The organism is Acinetobacter sp. CIP 53.82 (genome assembly GCF_000369465.1).
GTDB lineage: Bacteria > Pseudomonadota > Gammaproteobacteria > Pseudomonadales > Moraxellaceae > Acinetobacter > Acinetobacter indicus.
On the sequence record NZ_KB850046.1, the window covers coordinates 1,491,318 to 1,505,896 of the forward strand.

Consider the following 14,579-nt stretch of genomic DNA (forward strand, 5'->3'; position numbering starts at 1 on the left):
GGTTTAGGCAAAGTGTTGGTATCCCTGGAATTGGAGCGAATGATCTACGCCATTCTGCACAAAATGAAGTTCGGGTGCTGCATGAATTTGTCCAATCTTGGTAACGCGGACATTCAGCGGTTGTTGTAAAAGTTGTTCAAAATGCTGTGGGCTGATGCTAAAGCACAGTTCATAGTCATCGCCGCCAGCCAGCGCATATTGCCAGCGCTGTGTGTCAGGTAAATGACGCAGAGTGTCGCTAAGCGGTAACAGATCCAGATCCAGCGTGGCGCCAACCTTTGAGGCTTTAAGAATATGTCCCAAGTCTTGGGCCAAGCCATCCGAAACATCAATCATGCTCGAGGCCAGACCTTTCAGTTGCTGGCCCAGTTCGCAGCGCGGGGTTGGATAATCCAGACGCTGCTGCAGTGCATGACCTGGATGCTTCAGGCCAAAGGCGGCATCACCGACGGTGCCGCTGACACAGATATAATCGCCCGGCTGGGCACCGGCGCGGGTAATCGCCTGACCGGTATCTATCCAGCCCAAGGCGGTCACGGATAAGGTTAAATGCGGACTTTGGGTGGTATCTCCACCAATTAAGCGCACCCCAAATTGATCGCAGCAATCATACAGACCTTGGCTAAAGGCTTTCAGCCAGTCGTGATCAATTTGGGGTAGGCTCAAGGCTAGTAGAATACTGTGCGGCGTGGCACCCATGGCAGCAATATCGGAGAGATTGACTGCAACAGATTTCCAGCCAATGGCATGTGGATCAGTCTCTAGTGGGAAGTGTCGTCCAGCAACCAGCGTGTCGGCGCAAATCACCAGCTGTTGCTGTGGGGGAGGAGTCAGCACGGCTGAGTCATCACCAACACCTAAGTCGACAGAACTGCCGTGCTGCCGATTGAAATAGGTGTCAATAATGGAAAACTCAGCCATCGCATCAATCTGTCAATTATTTAGATTGCTGTTTTTCTGCTGCACGTAATGAGCTGGCCAAACGGTCAAGAACACCGTTAATGTATTTATGGCTGTCTGCACCGCCAAAATGTTTTGCCAGCTCAATGGCTTCGTCTAAAACCACGCGATATGGAATTTCCAGATGTTCTTTCAATTCATAGGCGCCCAGACGAAGGGTTGCGAGTTCAACGCCGTCAAGGGCATCAATTTCGCGGTCAAGCACAGGGATTAAGAGCGCATCCAATGCTTCATGATTGGCAACCACTTGAGTCAACAATTCATGATAATAGCCGAGATCCACTTTGTGCATGGCATTTTCGACACGCGTGCGTGCTTCAATCTCGTGCACCGGATTGTGGCTCATCTGCCATTCATAAATTCCTTGTACAGCAAAACGACGTGCTTTACGTTTTGCTGCATAAGTTGCTTGAAGTGTTTGCGACATAGCGTTAAATAGCCTTTAACAAGTTAACCATTTCAATTGCAGTTAAAGCAGCTTCGCTACCTTTATTACCTGCTTTTGTACCCGAGCGTTCAATCGCTTGTTCGATACTATCCGTAGTCAATACACCGTTAATGACCGGTAAGCCAGTGTCCAGGCCAACCACGCCTAAACCTTTGGCACATTCGCCTGCAACAAAGTCGAAGTGAGGCGTACTGCCACGAATCACCGCGCCCAGTGCAATAATGGCATCGAAACGATCAGATGCTGCCAGTTTTTTCGCAACAACCGGAAGTTCCCACGCCCCTGGTGCATGAACAACAGTGATATTATCCTCTGATACACCATGACGTTTCAATGTGTCGATGGCACCTTCCAGCAAATGTTCCACCACAAAGCTATTAAAACGACCAACTAAAATCGCGTAACGGCCTTCGCTCGCGAGATGTAACATACCTTCAATACGGCGAACTGCCATAGCAAACCTCGATGATTTCTTAAGTTGTTTGTTGTGCGGTGACGTATTCCACCACTTCCAAGTTAAAGCCGGACAAGGCATTGAAACGTAATGGCGAGCTGAGCAGCTTCATTTTTTCAACACCTAAATCACGTAAAATCTGTGCACCGACACCAATGGTCTGATACTGCTGAGACAGCGCCGCATTGGATTTGCTTTTCTTCGGTGCATTTAAGCTGTCCAGTGCCGGACCTAAATCCTGCAGATGACGCTGGCCAATCCAGACCAGTACGCCACGATCGCTGCTGGCGATTTCTTTTAAGGCACGGTCCAGGTTCCAGGCCGGTTCACCATCCTGCTTGTTCAGTTTTAGCAGGTCACGGGTTGGGTTAAAACCATGCACGCGAACGGTGGTCACGCCATCTTTTGGCTCACCTTTGACCAGCGCCAGATGAATATCCGGGTTACCCAGTTCACGGTAACGATACAGGTCAAAGCTGCCATATTCGGTATCAATAGTCTGCTGATCCAGACGCTCAACGGTTTGTTCATTGGTCATGCGGTAATGGATCAGGTCGGCGATGGTGCCCATTTTCAGACCGTGTTTTTCGGCAAACACTTCCAGATCGGCACGGCGCGCCATGGTGCCATCTTCTTTAATAATTTCACAAATCACCGAAGCAGGTTCTAGACCGGCTAAACGGGACAGGTCACAGCCGGCTTCAGTATGTCCGGCGCGGTGCAGCACACCACCTGGTTGCGCCATCAGCGGGAAAATATGACCCGGCTGGACAATATCGGCCGGTTTGGCATGAGCAGCAACCGCCGTGCGAATGGTATGCGCACGTTCAGCCGCGGAAATTCCGGTGGTGATGCCTTCTGCGGCTTCAATCGACAGGGTAAAGTTGGTGCCATGCTGAGCACCGTTGGCATCGACCATGAGTGGTAGATTTAACTGCTGGCAACGTTCTTTGCTTAAAGTCAGGCAAACCAGACCACGCGCATGGGTGATCATAAAGTTGATGTCTTCCGGGCGAACATGCGTGGCAGCCATGACTAAATCGCCTTCATTTTCACGATCTTCATCATCCATCAGGATAACCATTTTTCCTGCACGGATATCTGCTACGAGCTCTTCAACTGTATTGAGCGGCATCAACCTTCACCTTCTTTTTGTCTCAACGGACATTTTCATGACATTAATTGTGGCATAGTCTAACGCTTTTTCGTAGGTTTTGCCTATGCTTATCCGTTTCCCGGTCTGCTTCATTGTTATACACAGTGGCTGCTGGCTTGAAAAGGGCCGGCGTCTGGAAAAAGCTTGAATTGTGCAGAATATTTAAGCAATTGATCTGTATAAAAATATAAACAGCAGCCCGTAAAAACTGGGAGTTTTTTAAAAACGCTTTTATACATTTAGACTACGATTTAAATCAGCCAGATAAAATAGGAATGGCGAACAGGCTTGGGGTTAGGTTCAAAAATTTTAGAATAGGCAATAAAAAAAGCCCCAATCTTTCGATCAGGGCTTTTTGAATTTGGAGCGGGAAACGAGACTCGAACTCGCGACCCCAACCTTGGCAAGGTTGTGCTCTACCAACTGAGCTATTCCCGCAGGGTCGATCAATTTTTTACTTTAAAAAATGAACAAAAAAGAATTTGGAGCGGGAAACGAGACTCGAACTCGCGACCCCAACCTTGGCAAGGTTGTGCTCTACCAACTGAGCTATTCCCGCATGCGGTGTATAATACATTATGCAAAAACAGGGTCAATAACTTTGTGAAAAAACTTATGCTGATTGCATAAATAAAAGCCATTTTGACCAAGGTTTAGATGATTTCTGCTGTGAAATCAGCCAATAGCGGCGGTTCAGGCGGGAAAAAGCCGGTTTTCAGCCGGTCGCCACAATATCGCAAAAAGAACAGGGTATACTAAGATCAATCTCAGGCCTTTTTGGATGCATGATCATGAGCATAGAACAACAACTGATTGAACGCTTACACACCCTGAACCCGACACATTTAGACGTGGTGAATGAATCTTCTGGCCACGGCGGCTATTATCCGGGGAAGGAATCTCATTTTAAAGTGGTAATCGTTAGTGAACAGTTTGCCGGTTTGCGTCTGGTACAGCGCCATCAACAGGTCTATGCCGCGGCCGGTGATCTGTTAAGTCCAAGCAAGATTCATGCGCTGGCGATTCATGCCTTTGTTCAGGATGAATGGCAAGGACAGGATACCTCAAGCCCGGAATGTGCCCACGCCCCGAAACAATAACCCGGAACAAGAAATAGAGATCAGAACAGTTCATGGAAACCCAACTTTTACTTAAAATTATTCATATGACCAGCGTCAGCGTATTGCTGGTCATTCTGCTGGCCCGTGGCCTGACCTTATTTAAAGGCGTGCAGGGCAACCAGCCCAATCCGGCCGGACGCACACTATGGGTGGCGCTACAACATTTATCGGTTACGCTGATAGTAGTAACCGGAATTGTGCTGCTGGCATTAAAGGATTTTCAGGTCGAAACCTGGTTTTATGCCAAAATCATTTTATTCCTGGTGATGCTGTCTTCGTTAATGAAAGCCTACCGTAAAACGGACAGTATTTTACTGGTGCAACGCCGCGCCGGCTGGGGCATAGCCCTGGTTGCATTACTGGCGATTATCGCCTTGGTAATGATCAAGCCAAGTTTTGGTTAATTGTTCGACAATAATGTCTATCTCTCGGCTATACTTCGCTACACTTGAGCCAATTAGAATATAAAATCAGAGGGATAGACATGCGAACACGTGTGGTCTTTAACCAGAAAGGCGGCGTTGGAAAATCCAGTATTACGGTCAATCTGGCCGCCATCAGTGCCCATCAGGGCTTTAAAACCCTGGTCATTGATTTGGACCCGCAAGCCAACTCCAGCCAGTATTTACTGGGGGATGATGCCACCTATTCCACCCATAAGCCGGCACTAGAGCCAAATATCCAGAACTATTTTGAAGAAGTGCTGGGCAATACCCAAAGCAAAGGCTTAATTGGCAATGCCTTGGGCTCGATCTTAAAAAGCCGCGCCAAAGGTCTGGAAGCCTATGTGCATCAATCGCCCTTTCCAAATCTGGATGTAATTCCAGCCAGTCCGGACCTGGGCAGTCTGGCCCATGCCTTAGAAAGCAAACATAAAATCTATAAATTGCGGGATGCCTTGGCCTCACTGGCCGGGCGTTATGAGCGGGTCTTTATTGATACACCGCCGGCGTTTAACTTCTTTACCTTATCGGCGCTGATTGCGGCTGACCGGGTATTAATTCCGTTTGACTGCGATGTGTTTTCCAAACGTGCCCTGCACAGCCTGATTGAAAATGTGCTGGAAACCCAGGAAGATCATAATGCCGAGCTGGAGATTGAAGGCATTGTGGTGAACCAGTTCCAGGCCCAGGCCAAGCTGCCACGAGAAGTGGTCGAGCAGCTGAAAGAGGAGCAGTTACCGGTATTTAACAGCATGCTGCCACCCTCAGTCATCATGAAAGAGTCGCATCATAAAAATCTGCCGCTTATTCATTTTGCTACAGATCATAAATTGACGCAGGCCTATCAATCGTTGTTCAATGAGATTGAACAGAAACAATCCTGAGATGGGCATGAAAACACTGTATATCAGCCTGCTGGCTGCCGGAACCTTGCTGCTGGGTGCCTGTGCCACGACGGTTAAACCGACCTATGTCTCGCCTACACATTATCAGGCGCTGAACTGTCAGCAGCTGCAAAGCGAATATAACCGGATTCAGTCCTATATTGATCAGGGCGTACAGGCGCCTAAACGGACCGGCGTTGGTGTGGGGGTGGGTCTTGGCGGAGGATGGGGCAGTCGTGGCGGCTGGGGCATTGGCCCAAGTGTTTCGGTCAATATGGGACAATCATCGAATACCAAAAATACTGAACTGGCACGGGTGCTGGGCGAGCAGGAAGCCATTGTGCAGGCGGCGCGTTTTAAAGGCTGTCCAATTGTTGTACGCACCAAGCAGGCCAGTTAAGGCTTCACATTTTTCACGCTGGGCTGGCAGTTTATGCGAGTCACGGCGTGAAAAATCTTAGCAAAATGTTTCAGAAAAAATTATTAAAAATCTTAAATTTAAATAAAAATAAAGGCTTTTTTATCTGTCCAAATATCCTCCCAGTCGTGAGAAAAACTTGTCAGTTTTTATCAAATTAATATAAGGTGTGCGCCTAATTTCAGGTAATTTCAGGTGTCTATGATTGAAAGTTGGCTGTTTGTGCTGGCAATGATTGCGGTTCTGCTTATTCCGGGACCAACCAATGCTTTGCTTGCAAGTTCAGCACATCAACATGGAGTTGCCAGAACCAGTTTATTTGTGCCTGCCGAGCTGCTTGGCTATTTATATGCCATCAGTTTGTGGGCGCTGCTGATTCATCTGACCGTCCCAATCTGGCCGTATTTAAGCCATATTCTGCATGGCTTGAGCGCACTATATGTGCTGTGGACGGCTTTTCATTTGTGGAAGCATGCGCATCTGGTCAAGCATAACCAGCTCAACCCGTCTATCCGCCCGCATCAGCTGTTTTTTGCCACCTTAAAAAATCCCAAGGCACTACTTTTTGCTGCCGGGATTTTACCGACTGAAACCTGGGATAATCCGACCAATTTCTTGATGGTCTATGCAGTGTTCTGTCTGGTGCTGTTGCCGACTGCGCTGTTCTGGATGTCTTTTGGTCGCGCGATTTTATCGGGAGAATCCAAGCAAATAAAAGCCGATCTCTTGTATAAAGGATCGGCCATGTTGCTGGTGCTGTGTGCTTTTCCGGTTATTCTGCGCTTTTTCGCTTAAGCGCGGACCTGCTTTTTCAGCTTCTGGCGGGCAAAACCAATCACCCCCGGCAAGACACTTAAAATAATGATGCCAAAAATCAGATAGGTAAAATTCTCTTTCACAATTGGCATGTTACCAAACAGATAACCCAGGGTAATAAATGAGCCAATCCAACAGAAAGCGCCCACTACGTTATAGGTTAGAAAGTATTTATAGTTCATGCTCCCGGCACCGGCAACAAAAGGGGCAAAGGTGCGGGCAAAAGGCACAAAACGGGCAAAAATAATGGTTTTACCGCCATGCTTGGCAAAGAATTGCTGGGTGGCAATTAGGTGTTTTTTATTAATAAAGCGTGATTCAATTTCAAATACCCGTGGCCCAATATATTTACCAATATGATAGTTCAGGGTATCGCCCAAGACAGCGGCAATAAACAGTAAGCCGCCCAATAACCACGGATCCATGGCACCGGTCGAGGCCGCCAGCGCACCGGCTGCAAATAACAGGCTGTCTCCCGGTAAAAAGGGCATCACCACCAGACCGGTTTCAACAAAAATAATCAGAAACAGGATGGCATAAATCCAGACCCCATAATTGGTAATGAACTCAAGTAAATGCGCATCAACATGCAGGATAAAATCAATCAGTTCCATGAGGGAAAAACAAGCAGAAATGTAGTCAAATCCTATCAGTCCGGTTGGTGAAAGTCAGTAGAAAAACGTAAATAAATTTCCGCTGTCATCATTCTAAATTTGCAACGATACATCTTTGAAATGGTGATTTTTTGATCTTCGGTCAGTCCCTAAGATAGCAGCATCTTTTTACTGATCTGCTCTAGGTTCTCTCATGTTTAATCCAAATACTGTGGTTGCCAAAATCTTTCAAACCCCTGCCTTAAACAACCTGTCGCTGCTACTGGTGCGTGTCTTGCTGGCTTATATTTTTATTGTGTCGGGCTGGGGCAAAATTGCCGGCTATAGCGCAACGGTGGGCTATATGGAAGCGATGGGGGTGCCGGGTGGCCTGTTACCGCTGGTGATTCTGCTGGAGCTGGGTGGTGGTCTGGCAATTTTACTGGGTCTGCAAACCCGTCTGGTGGCATTGGCACTGGCAGTATTCAGTTTGCTGACTGCATTTATGTTCCATGGTGCACCGGAAGATGCAGTTAACCTGATGAAGAACCTGGCGATTTCAGGTGGTTTCCTGCTATTGGTGCTGCAAGGTGCAGGTAAACTGAGTCTGGATCATCTGATTGAAAAATAAGATGTGATGCAGGGAAATGATGTCCCGTCATTCAGTACAGGCAGCTCCGGCTGCCTTATTTTTTTGCCCAATAAATAAAAAATACTATTGAAGAAGAGGGGCGGGAATATCTGCCGGTAGCGGCCTGATTCGGGGATCAGCACAGACTGATCTGAATCTTGTGTTTAATGCGCAGAAAAAATGCTAGAATACGGCGCTTATATTCGTTTGCCTCTCATAGTTGTTTGTCATGACTACCAATACTCAAATTACTGAAGATCGTATCCTGATTCTGGATTTCGGTTCTCAATATAGTCAGCTCATCGCACGTCGTGTTCGTGAAGCTGGCGTATATTCTGAAATGTATGCCTATGACATGTCTGAAGAAGACATTCGTGCATTTAATCCAAACGGTATCATCTTGTCGGGTGGACCTGAAAGCGTTCACCAGGAAGGCAGCCCGCGTGCACCACAAGTGGTGTTTGAACTGGGTGTGCCGGTATTGGGCATTTGTTATGGCCTGCAAACCATGTGCGAACAGCTTGGCGGTAAAGTTGAGCCAGGTACTGTCCATGAGTTTGGCTATGCAGAAGTAGACATCGTGGTGCGTGACCAGCTGATTGGTAACCTGCAAGACCGTGAAAACCAGCTGCATGTCTGGATGAGCCACGGCGATAAAGTTGCCTGTATTCCGGAAGGTTTCCAGGTGACAGCGCAAACTCCAAGCTGCCCAATTGCCATGGTATCTGACGAAACACGTCGTTTCTACGGCATCCAGTTCCACCCGGAAGTAACGCACACTTCTAAAGGTGCAGAATTACTGTCGAACTTCGTACACCAGATTTGTGGCTGTCGCGGTCTGTGGACACCAGAGCACATTATCGACCTGCGTGTAGAACAGCTACGTGAACAGATTGGCGATGAAAAAGTACTGCTGGGTCTGTCAGGCGGTGTGGATTCTTCCGTGGTTGCTGCATTGCTGCATAAAGCAATTGGCGATCAGTTGACCTGTGTATTTGTAGACAACGGTTTGCTGCGTTTAAACGAAGGCGACCAGGTTATGCAAATGTTTGCTGACAACATGGGGATCCGCGTGATTCGTGCCGATGCTGAAGACCGTTTCCTGTCTGCACTGGCAGGGGTCACTGATCCTGAAGCGAAACGTAAGATTATTGGCCGTGAATTTATTGAAGTGTTTGCTGAAGAAGCACGTAAATTAGATGGTGTGAAATTCCTGGCACAAGGTACGATTTATCCAGACGTGATTGAATCTGCCGCCAGCAAACAGGGCAAGGCGCATGTAATTAAATCACACCACAACGTGGGTGGTTTACCGGATGATTTGGCTTTTGAACTGGTTGAACCGTTACGTGACCTGTTTAAAGATGAAGTACGTAAACTGGGCACCACTTTAGGTCTGCCACACAGCATGATTTACCGTCATCCATTCCCGGGTCCAGGTTTGGGCGTGCGTATTCTGGGTGAAGTGAAAAAAGAATATGCCGACATTTTACGTCTGGCTGATGACATCTTTATGCAGGAACTGCGTGCCAGCGGCTGGTATGACAAAACTGCACAAGCCTTTGCTGTATTCCAACCAGTGAAATCAGTGGGTGTGGTGGGTGATGGCCGTCGTTATGCCTGGGTTGTTGCCCTGCGTGCCGTTGAAACAGTTGACTTTATGACAGCACGTTTCGCGCACCTGCCATATGATCTGGTAGATCGTATTTCAACCCGTATCATGAACGAGATTAAAGATGTTTCACGTGTGGTATATGACGTATCGTCTAAACCACCTGCAACAATTGAATGGGAATGATTCCGCGTCTGGCACAGCCAGGCACCTGATGGCATGAAATGCCGCTAAGCCCGCGTAATTGCGGGCTTTTTTTTGTTTGTGTTTGGCACGATCTGGCAACGGGAGGAAGCGCCAAGCACCGTTTGAGCATGGCATTAAAGCTGGTATTATGGTTTGGCGATGCCATGATTGATGCCGATACCATGCTGCGTTCTTTTGTGTGTTCATGGTATTAATATTCTATAAGTTACTGTTTCGTAAGAAAAAATACGATAAATTCGAGATTTTTTCAGCATGGTATCGGAGACGAAGAAGGACAAGGTACATGCTGACCGATACCAAGCTGCGCAATCTCAAGCCCAGGGACAAACTCTACAAAGTGAATGACCGGGAAGGTCTCTATGTGGCAGTGACTCCAGCCGGCTCCATCTCGTTCCGTTACAACTACTCAATCAACGGTCGGCAGGAGACCATCACCTTTGGGCGTTATGGTGTCGGTGGCATCACCCTGGCCGAAGCCCGCGAGCTGTTGGGTGACGCCAAGAAGATGGTTGCGGCGGGCAAGTCGCCGGCCAAGGAGAAAGCCCGAGACAAGGCGCGGGTGAAAGATGCAGAGACGTTCGGTGCCTGGGCGGAGAAGTGGCTGCGTGGCTACCAGATGGCCGACTCCACCCGCGATATGCGCCGCTCGGTTTATGAGCGTGAGCTGAAGCCGAAATTCAGCAATCAGAAGCTGGTGGAGATCACCCACGAAGACTTGCGGGCGCTGGCTGATGCCATTGTTGAGCGAGGCGCACCGGCCACCGCCGTTCATGTGCGTGAAATCGTGTTGCAGGTATTTCGCTGGGCCATCGAGCGTGGGCAGAAGGTCGAAAACCCGGCAGAACTGGTGCGCCCAACAAGCATCGCTCGATTCGAGCCACGTGACCGAGCGTTGACGCCAGAAGAAATTGGGCTGATGTACCAGTACATGGAGCGAGTGGGCACAAGCCCAACAAACCGTGCGGCGGCCAAGCTGTTATTGCTGACGATGGTGCGCAAGAGCGAGCTGACCAATGCGACCTGGAGCGAGATCAATTTCAGCGAAGCGTTGTGGACGATTCCAAAGGAGCGGATGAAACGCCGTAACCCGCACCTGGTATTTCTGTCCCAGCAGGCTCTGGATATTTTCATTGCCATGAAAACCTTTGCCGGTGGTTCCGACTTCGTTTTGCCATCACGGTACGACTCGGATGCGCCGATGAGCGCTGCCACACTTAACCAGGTGCTGACGCTGACTTACAAGGCGGCGCAGAAAGATGGGAAGTCACTTACCAAGTTCGGACCGCATGATTTGCGGCGCACAGCCAGCACGCTGTTGCATGAGGCCGGCTACAACACCGACTGGATCGAGAAGTGCCTGGCGCACGAGCAGAAGGGCGTGAGGGCTGTCTACAACAAGGCTGAGTACCGCGAGCAGCGGGCGGCGATGTTGCAGGATTGGGCCGATATGATTGATGAGTGGACTTCGGGAGGCAGTAAGGGTTGATGTTTTTGCTATCTTTGATAGCATTGAAGTTGATGCCGTGAATTTATAAATAAGGCCGCCATTGGCATCGGGCAGGTCAATTACCGATTAGCTGCTTCGCGCAGCTACTCGATGAATAGCAACTATTCATTTGAGAGGTATTGACCCATGCAAAATATAAAGACCCTCATCAACAGGAAGAAGCTCCTGGAGATGATCCCGCTTTCGACACGAACAATTTATAACCTGGAGCAGCGAGGGGATTTTCCACGCCGTATCGCGTTAACCAGTAGAAATGTCGCCTGGGATTTGTCAGAGGTCGAAGAGTGGATTGAGGCACGTAAATCATCGGGTGATCAAGCTGCGCGACCTGGCCCTATAGAGGGCTAGTTATATGGCTCTTGATCTTATGGCGGCTTTCACGGAATTGCCGCCACCCATTGATTATGTTCTGCCTAATATGGTTGCTGGCACTGTTGGTGCTCTTGTGTCGCCTGGTGGGGCTGGTAAATCCATGTTGGCCCTTCAATTGGCTGCACAGATTGCAGGCGGGCCTGATTTACTTGAAATAGGCGAGTTTCCCACCGGGCAAGTGGTCTATCTGCCTGCTGAAGATCCACCGGCCGCTATTCACCATCGTCTGCACGCCCTTGGGGCACACCTCAGCGCAGCGGAACGGCAAGCCGTGGCTGATGGTTTGCTCATTGAACCCTTGATCGGTAAATGCCCAAACATCATGGCTGCTAGCTGGTTCGATGCTCTCAAACGAGCCGCTGAAGGTCGTCGCTTGATGATCTTGGACACTTTGCGGCGCTTCCACATTGAGGAGGAGAACGCTAGCGGGCCGATGGCGCAGGTTGTTGGGCACATGGAGGCCATAGCCGCTGATACAGGCTGCTCCATTGTGTTTCTGCACCACGCGAGTAAAAGCGCAGCCATGATGGGGTCGGGCGATCAACAGCAGGCCAGTCGTGGATCGTCCGTACTGGTTGATAACATCCGTTGGCAATCGTACCTATCCGGCATGACGCAAGGCGAGGCCGAGATACTGGGGGTCGATGATTGTCAGCGTGGGTATTTTGTCCGCTTTGGCGTCAGCAAGGCCAACTATGGCGCACCTTTTCAAGAACTCTGGTTTAGACGGCACGACGGCGGCGTGTTGAAGCCTGCTGTACTGGAGCGGCAGTGCAAGGTGAAAAGGAGACAGCGTGAAGAAGCCTAAGCATGACCTGACCCACGTCCGACATGATCCCGCGCACTGTTTGGCACCTGGCCTGTTCCGCAGCCTCAAGCGTGGCGATCGCAAACGCTGCAAGCTGGACGTGACCTACACCTTTGGCGAGGACGAATCCATGCGTTTCGTCGGATTCGAACCTCTCGGGGCCGATGATATGCGTCTTTTGCAAGGCATCGTGGCCCTTGGCGGCCCGAACGGCATCTTGCTAACCCCGGAACCGACCAGTGAGACGGGGCGACAGCTACGGCTATTCCTTGAACCCCGTTTCGAAGCCATTGAGCAAGACGGCTTGGTGGTTCGTGAGAGCCTGACCAAACTGCTCTCAGAAACGGGCATGACGGATAGCGGCGACAACATCAAGGCGCTCAAAGCCAGCCTGCTGCGCATGTCGAACGTCACCATCCTTGTGACGAAGGGACGGCGGCAAGCCGCGTTCCACCTGATGAGTCATGCTTTTGACGAGACGGACGGCAGGCTATGGGTTGCCCTGAATCCGCGTATTGCCGAAGCGATCCTGGGGCATCGTCCATATGCCCGTATCGACATGGCGGAAGTGCGGGTGCTACAGACTGATCCGGCACGGCTGATGCACCAACGGCTATGCGGCTGGATCGACCCCGGCAAATCCGGGCGCGTGGAACTGGACACGCTTTGCGGCTATGTCTGGCCAGATGAAGCCAATGCCGAAGCTATGAAAAAACGCCGTCAGACTGCCCGGAAGGCACTGGCCGAACTTGCCGCCGTGGGTTGGGTAGTGAACGAATACGCCAAGGGAAAATGGGAGATCAAGAGGCCTGGCCCCACGGCAACTGCACCCGTTTACCGTCGTAACGTTCCCTTGTTACCGTCGTAACGCTCCCCTTCTGCCGTCGTAACGTTCCCCGTCCCAATTTGGAAAACCCAGACGGTGCGCTGCTTTGCGGGCAGTTTGGGAAATCCATCCAAGATTATCTAAAGATAATCCATCATGCGCGGTGCAGCTCGCGCCTTGAGGGCGCGTTCTGACCTTGCCAATAAAGCCCTGGCGGGCTTTATCAATCGGCCATAGGCCGATGGTTTAACGCCAAGAAGAGAAGGCGGCTTCAGTGGCCGCTGAAACGCCTTGTGAGAGGGGAAAACAACCCGGAGTCCCTTATTCCATGAGCTGAAGCAGAATCTGCGTCTAACGGTGCTGGAGGGCCGCTGTGTGCACTTGTAGTTATCTGTACTGAAACCTTGGCTCGAAACGTGAAATGGCTAAGCAGTGCCCATTCGTTCGGTAAGAATAATAAGAAGATTATTATTCTTATTATTACCAAGCAGGAATGAGCCGTGTGTGTTGGACGCCCATAACCAGTAACCTGCGTGAAGGTGTCAACATCAGGAAAGGTTGCCCCTCAAGTATCAATACGTCGCCTTAGTGGTATGACGGGAGGGGAGGCAAATTTCTTGTGTTCATTGACACTTGAGGGGCGGGTTATGCCCTTCTTTTTTGGCGTCCAACTCGCCCCATCGGGGCGAATGGTTTGTGTCGATTGTTGGCATTTTAGGTTCCGATTTAAAGCCGATTGAGCAGCGATTTTGAAGCGACTATGTCGATTGCAGGCCGATTTGGTGACGATTACGGTTATGTTGCCAAGAATCGGTGTTTGTTTGACGATAAAACGCTTTACGTTCGATATGCGCTAGATTTTCAATAGTGGGTGAAATGCGGGCAGGATGGGTGAAGTTAGCTAACCGGCAAGCCGGTTATCTATCTTCACTGTCCCTTATTCGCGCCGGGGGCACTCAACGGGAATCCTGCCCTGCGGGGCTGATCGGCTACCGCCGGTTGCAAGAGTATAGGTCTTGCTATTTTTAATATCTTTGATAGCATGGTTGTCGGGTACACCAAAAGGGTATTGATATGGCAAATGTGCTTATCAGGAATTTACCCGCCGAGGTGCACCGTGCGTTGAAAGTTCGAGCAGCGCTCAACGATAGGAGCACCGACGCGGAAATACGCGAAATACTGACGGCGGCAGTACAGCCGCTAGAGCTTGAAGAGATTGGCCGGGAAGTTGGCTTGTCCGAAAGCGATAAAAAAACAGAGTAGTTTTACGTTTGTAAGTCCGGGCCTCAGCGCCAAGGGCAATACCGATCAGCTAGTGGCGTA

Annotated in this window: 17 protein-coding genes and 2 tRNA genes; 12 read left to right on the top strand and 7 right to left on the bottom strand. The window is 49.9% G+C overall.

The window, feature by feature from the left end; translation table 11 throughout:
- Window positions 1–3: 3 nt before the first annotated feature.
- The 6 genes from thiL to F905_RS12540 all read right to left on the bottom strand — a co-directional run bounded on the left by thiL (window position 4) and on the right by F905_RS12540 (window position 3,577).
- Complete coding sequence (gene thiL, locus F905_RS12515; RefSeq protein WP_005181332.1) at window positions 4–921, bottom strand: thiamine-phosphate kinase; 918 nt, start codon at window positions 919–921, stop codon at window positions 4–6.
- A 16-nt stretch (window positions 922–937) separates the two neighbouring features.
- Window positions 938–1,387, bottom strand: a complete 450-nt coding sequence (gene nusB / locus F905_RS12520; protein ID WP_005181335.1) for a transcription antitermination factor NusB — start codon at window positions 1,385–1,387, stop codon at window positions 938–940.
- Window positions 1,388–1,391: 4 nt separating this feature from the next.
- Complete coding sequence (ribE, locus tag F905_RS12525) at window positions 1,392–1,862, bottom strand: 6,7-dimethyl-8-ribityllumazine synthase (RefSeq protein ID WP_005181338.1); 471 nt, start codon at window positions 1,860–1,862, stop codon at window positions 1,392–1,394.
- A 19-nt stretch (window positions 1,863–1,881) separates the two neighbouring features.
- Complete coding sequence (gene ribBA / locus F905_RS12530; RefSeq protein ID WP_005181339.1) at window positions 1,882–2,997, bottom strand: bifunctional 3,4-dihydroxy-2-butanone-4-phosphate synthase/GTP cyclohydrolase II; 1,116 nt, start codon at window positions 2,995–2,997, stop codon at window positions 1,882–1,884.
- A 383-nt stretch (window positions 2,998–3,380) separates the two neighbouring features.
- A tRNA-Gly gene (locus F905_RS12535) sits at window positions 3,381–3,456 on the bottom strand.
- 45 nt (window positions 3,457–3,501) lie between these two features.
- Window positions 3,502–3,577: transfer RNA gene (locus F905_RS12540), tRNA-Gly, on the bottom strand.
- A gap of 232 nt (window positions 3,578–3,809) precedes the next feature.
- On the opposite strand from F905_RS12540, the gene F905_RS12545 reads away from it, so the two are divergent.
- From F905_RS12545 to F905_RS12565, 5 genes are all read left to right on the top strand, one after another.
- Window positions 3,810–4,118, top strand: a complete 309-nt coding sequence (locus F905_RS12545; RefSeq protein WP_005181340.1) for a BolA family protein — start codon at window positions 3,810–3,812, stop codon at window positions 4,116–4,118.
- 32 nt (window positions 4,119–4,150) lie between these two features.
- Window positions 4,151–4,543 carry a SirB2 family protein gene (locus F905_RS12550; protein WP_005181341.1) on the top strand — a complete coding sequence of 131 codons (393 nt, stop codon included), beginning with the start codon at window positions 4,151–4,153 and terminating at the stop codon, window positions 4,541–4,543.
- An 80-nt stretch (window positions 4,544–4,623) separates the two neighbouring features.
- A complete protein-coding gene (locus F905_RS12555) occupies window positions 4,624–5,466 on the top strand; it encodes a ParA family protein (protein ID WP_005181342.1) in 843 nt (280 codons plus the stop codon).
- A 7-nt stretch (window positions 5,467–5,473) separates the two neighbouring features.
- Window positions 5,474–5,866, top strand: a complete 393-nt coding sequence (locus F905_RS12560) for a hypothetical protein (RefSeq protein WP_005181343.1) — start codon at window positions 5,474–5,476, stop codon at window positions 5,864–5,866.
- Between the two features lie 219 nt (window positions 5,867–6,085).
- A complete protein-coding gene (locus tag F905_RS12565; RefSeq protein WP_005181344.1) occupies window positions 6,086–6,679 on the top strand; it encodes a LysE family translocator in 594 nt (197 codons plus the stop codon).
- On the opposite strand, the gene F905_RS12570 is transcribed toward F905_RS12565, so the two are convergent.
- Window positions 6,676–7,314 carry a DedA family protein gene (locus tag F905_RS12570; RefSeq protein ID WP_005181345.1) on the bottom strand — a complete coding sequence of 213 codons (639 nt, stop codon included), beginning with the start codon at window positions 7,312–7,314 and terminating at the stop codon, window positions 6,676–6,678. The two genes, F905_RS12565 and F905_RS12570, sit on opposite strands and share 4 nt — an antisense overlap.
- Before the next feature lie 193 nt (window positions 7,315–7,507).
- Here F905_RS12570 and F905_RS12575 point away from each other — a divergent pair, with 193 nt between their 5' ends.
- The 7 genes from F905_RS12575 (at window position 7,508) to F905_RS12605 (ending at window position 14,519) form a co-directional block, all read left to right on the top strand.
- Entirely contained in the window at window positions 7,508–7,924 is a 417-nt protein-coding gene (locus F905_RS12575) for a DoxX family protein (RefSeq protein ID WP_005181346.1), read from the top strand.
- A gap of 229 nt (window positions 7,925–8,153) precedes the next feature.
- Entirely contained in the window at window positions 8,154–9,722 is a 1,569-nt protein-coding gene (guaA, locus tag F905_RS12580) for a glutamine-hydrolyzing GMP synthase (RefSeq protein WP_005181347.1), read from the top strand.
- A gap of 304 nt (window positions 9,723–10,026) precedes the next feature.
- Window positions 10,027–11,229, top strand: a complete 1,203-nt coding sequence (locus F905_RS12585; protein WP_000954590.1) for a tyrosine-type recombinase/integrase — start codon at window positions 10,027–10,029, stop codon at window positions 11,227–11,229.
- Window positions 11,230–11,376: 147 nt separating this feature from the next.
- Entirely contained in the window at window positions 11,377–11,598 is a 222-nt protein-coding gene (locus F905_RS12590; protein WP_001179606.1) for a helix-turn-helix transcriptional regulator, read from the top strand.
- Window positions 11,599–11,602: 4 nt separating this feature from the next.
- A complete protein-coding gene (locus tag F905_RS12595; RefSeq protein WP_001162384.1) occupies window positions 11,603–12,430 on the top strand; it encodes a helicase RepA family protein in 828 nt (275 codons plus the stop codon).
- Window positions 12,417–13,298, top strand: a complete 882-nt coding sequence (gene repC / locus F905_RS12600; protein WP_000743064.1) for a replication protein C, IncQ-type — start codon at window positions 12,417–12,419, stop codon at window positions 13,296–13,298. Before F905_RS12595 ends, repC begins: the two co-directional genes overlap by 14 nt.
- A gap of 1,032 nt (window positions 13,299–14,330) precedes the next feature.
- Window positions 14,331–14,519, top strand: a complete 189-nt coding sequence (locus tag F905_RS12605) for a FitA-like ribbon-helix-helix domain-containing protein (RefSeq protein ID WP_000024442.1) — start codon at window positions 14,331–14,333, stop codon at window positions 14,517–14,519.
- The last annotated feature ends 60 nt before the right edge of the window (window positions 14,520–14,579 follow it).

Excerpts from the sequence above, each read along its gene's own strand:
- thiL (WP_005181332.1), bottom strand. The coding sequence starts at position 921 with ATGGCTGAGTTTTCCATTATTGACACCTATTTCAATCGGCAGCACGGC.
- nusB (WP_005181335.1), bottom strand. The coding sequence starts at position 1,387 with ATGTCGCAAACACTTCAAGCAACTTATGCAGCAAAACGTAAAGCACGT.
- ribE (WP_005181338.1), bottom strand. The coding sequence starts at position 1,862 with ATGGCAGTTCGCCGTATTGAAGGTATGTTACATCTCGCGAGCGAAGGC.
- ribBA (WP_005181339.1), bottom strand. The coding sequence starts at position 2,997 with ATGCCGCTCAATACAGTTGAAGAGCTCGTAGCAGATATCCGTGCAGGA.
- F905_RS12545 (WP_005181340.1), top strand. The coding sequence starts at position 3,810 with ATGAGCATAGAACAACAACTGATTGAACGCTTACACACCCTGAACCCG.
- F905_RS12550 (WP_005181341.1), top strand. The coding sequence starts at position 4,151 with ATGGAAACCCAACTTTTACTTAAAATTATTCATATGACCAGCGTCAGC.
- F905_RS12555 (WP_005181342.1), top strand. The coding sequence starts at position 4,624 with ATGCGAACACGTGTGGTCTTTAACCAGAAAGGCGGCGTTGGAAAATCC.
- F905_RS12560 (WP_005181343.1), top strand. The coding sequence starts at position 5,474 with ATGAAAACACTGTATATCAGCCTGCTGGCTGCCGGAACCTTGCTGCTG.
- F905_RS12565 (WP_005181344.1), top strand. The coding sequence starts at position 6,086 with ATGATTGAAAGTTGGCTGTTTGTGCTGGCAATGATTGCGGTTCTGCTT.
- F905_RS12570 (WP_005181345.1), bottom strand. The coding sequence starts at position 7,314 with ATGGAACTGATTGATTTTATCCTGCATGTTGATGCGCATTTACTTGAG.
- F905_RS12575 (WP_005181346.1), top strand. The coding sequence starts at position 7,508 with ATGTTTAATCCAAATACTGTGGTTGCCAAAATCTTTCAAACCCCTGCC.
- guaA (WP_005181347.1), top strand. The coding sequence starts at position 8,154 with ATGACTACCAATACTCAAATTACTGAAGATCGTATCCTGATTCTGGAT.
- F905_RS12585 (WP_000954590.1), top strand. The coding sequence starts at position 10,027 with ATGCTGACCGATACCAAGCTGCGCAATCTCAAGCCCAGGGACAAACTC.
- F905_RS12590 (WP_001179606.1), top strand. The coding sequence starts at position 11,377 with ATGCAAAATATAAAGACCCTCATCAACAGGAAGAAGCTCCTGGAGATG.
- F905_RS12595 (WP_001162384.1), top strand. The coding sequence starts at position 11,603 with ATGGCTCTTGATCTTATGGCGGCTTTCACGGAATTGCCGCCACCCATT.
- F905_RS12605 (WP_000024442.1), top strand. The coding sequence starts at position 14,331 with ATGGCAAATGTGCTTATCAGGAATTTACCCGCCGAGGTGCACCGTGCG.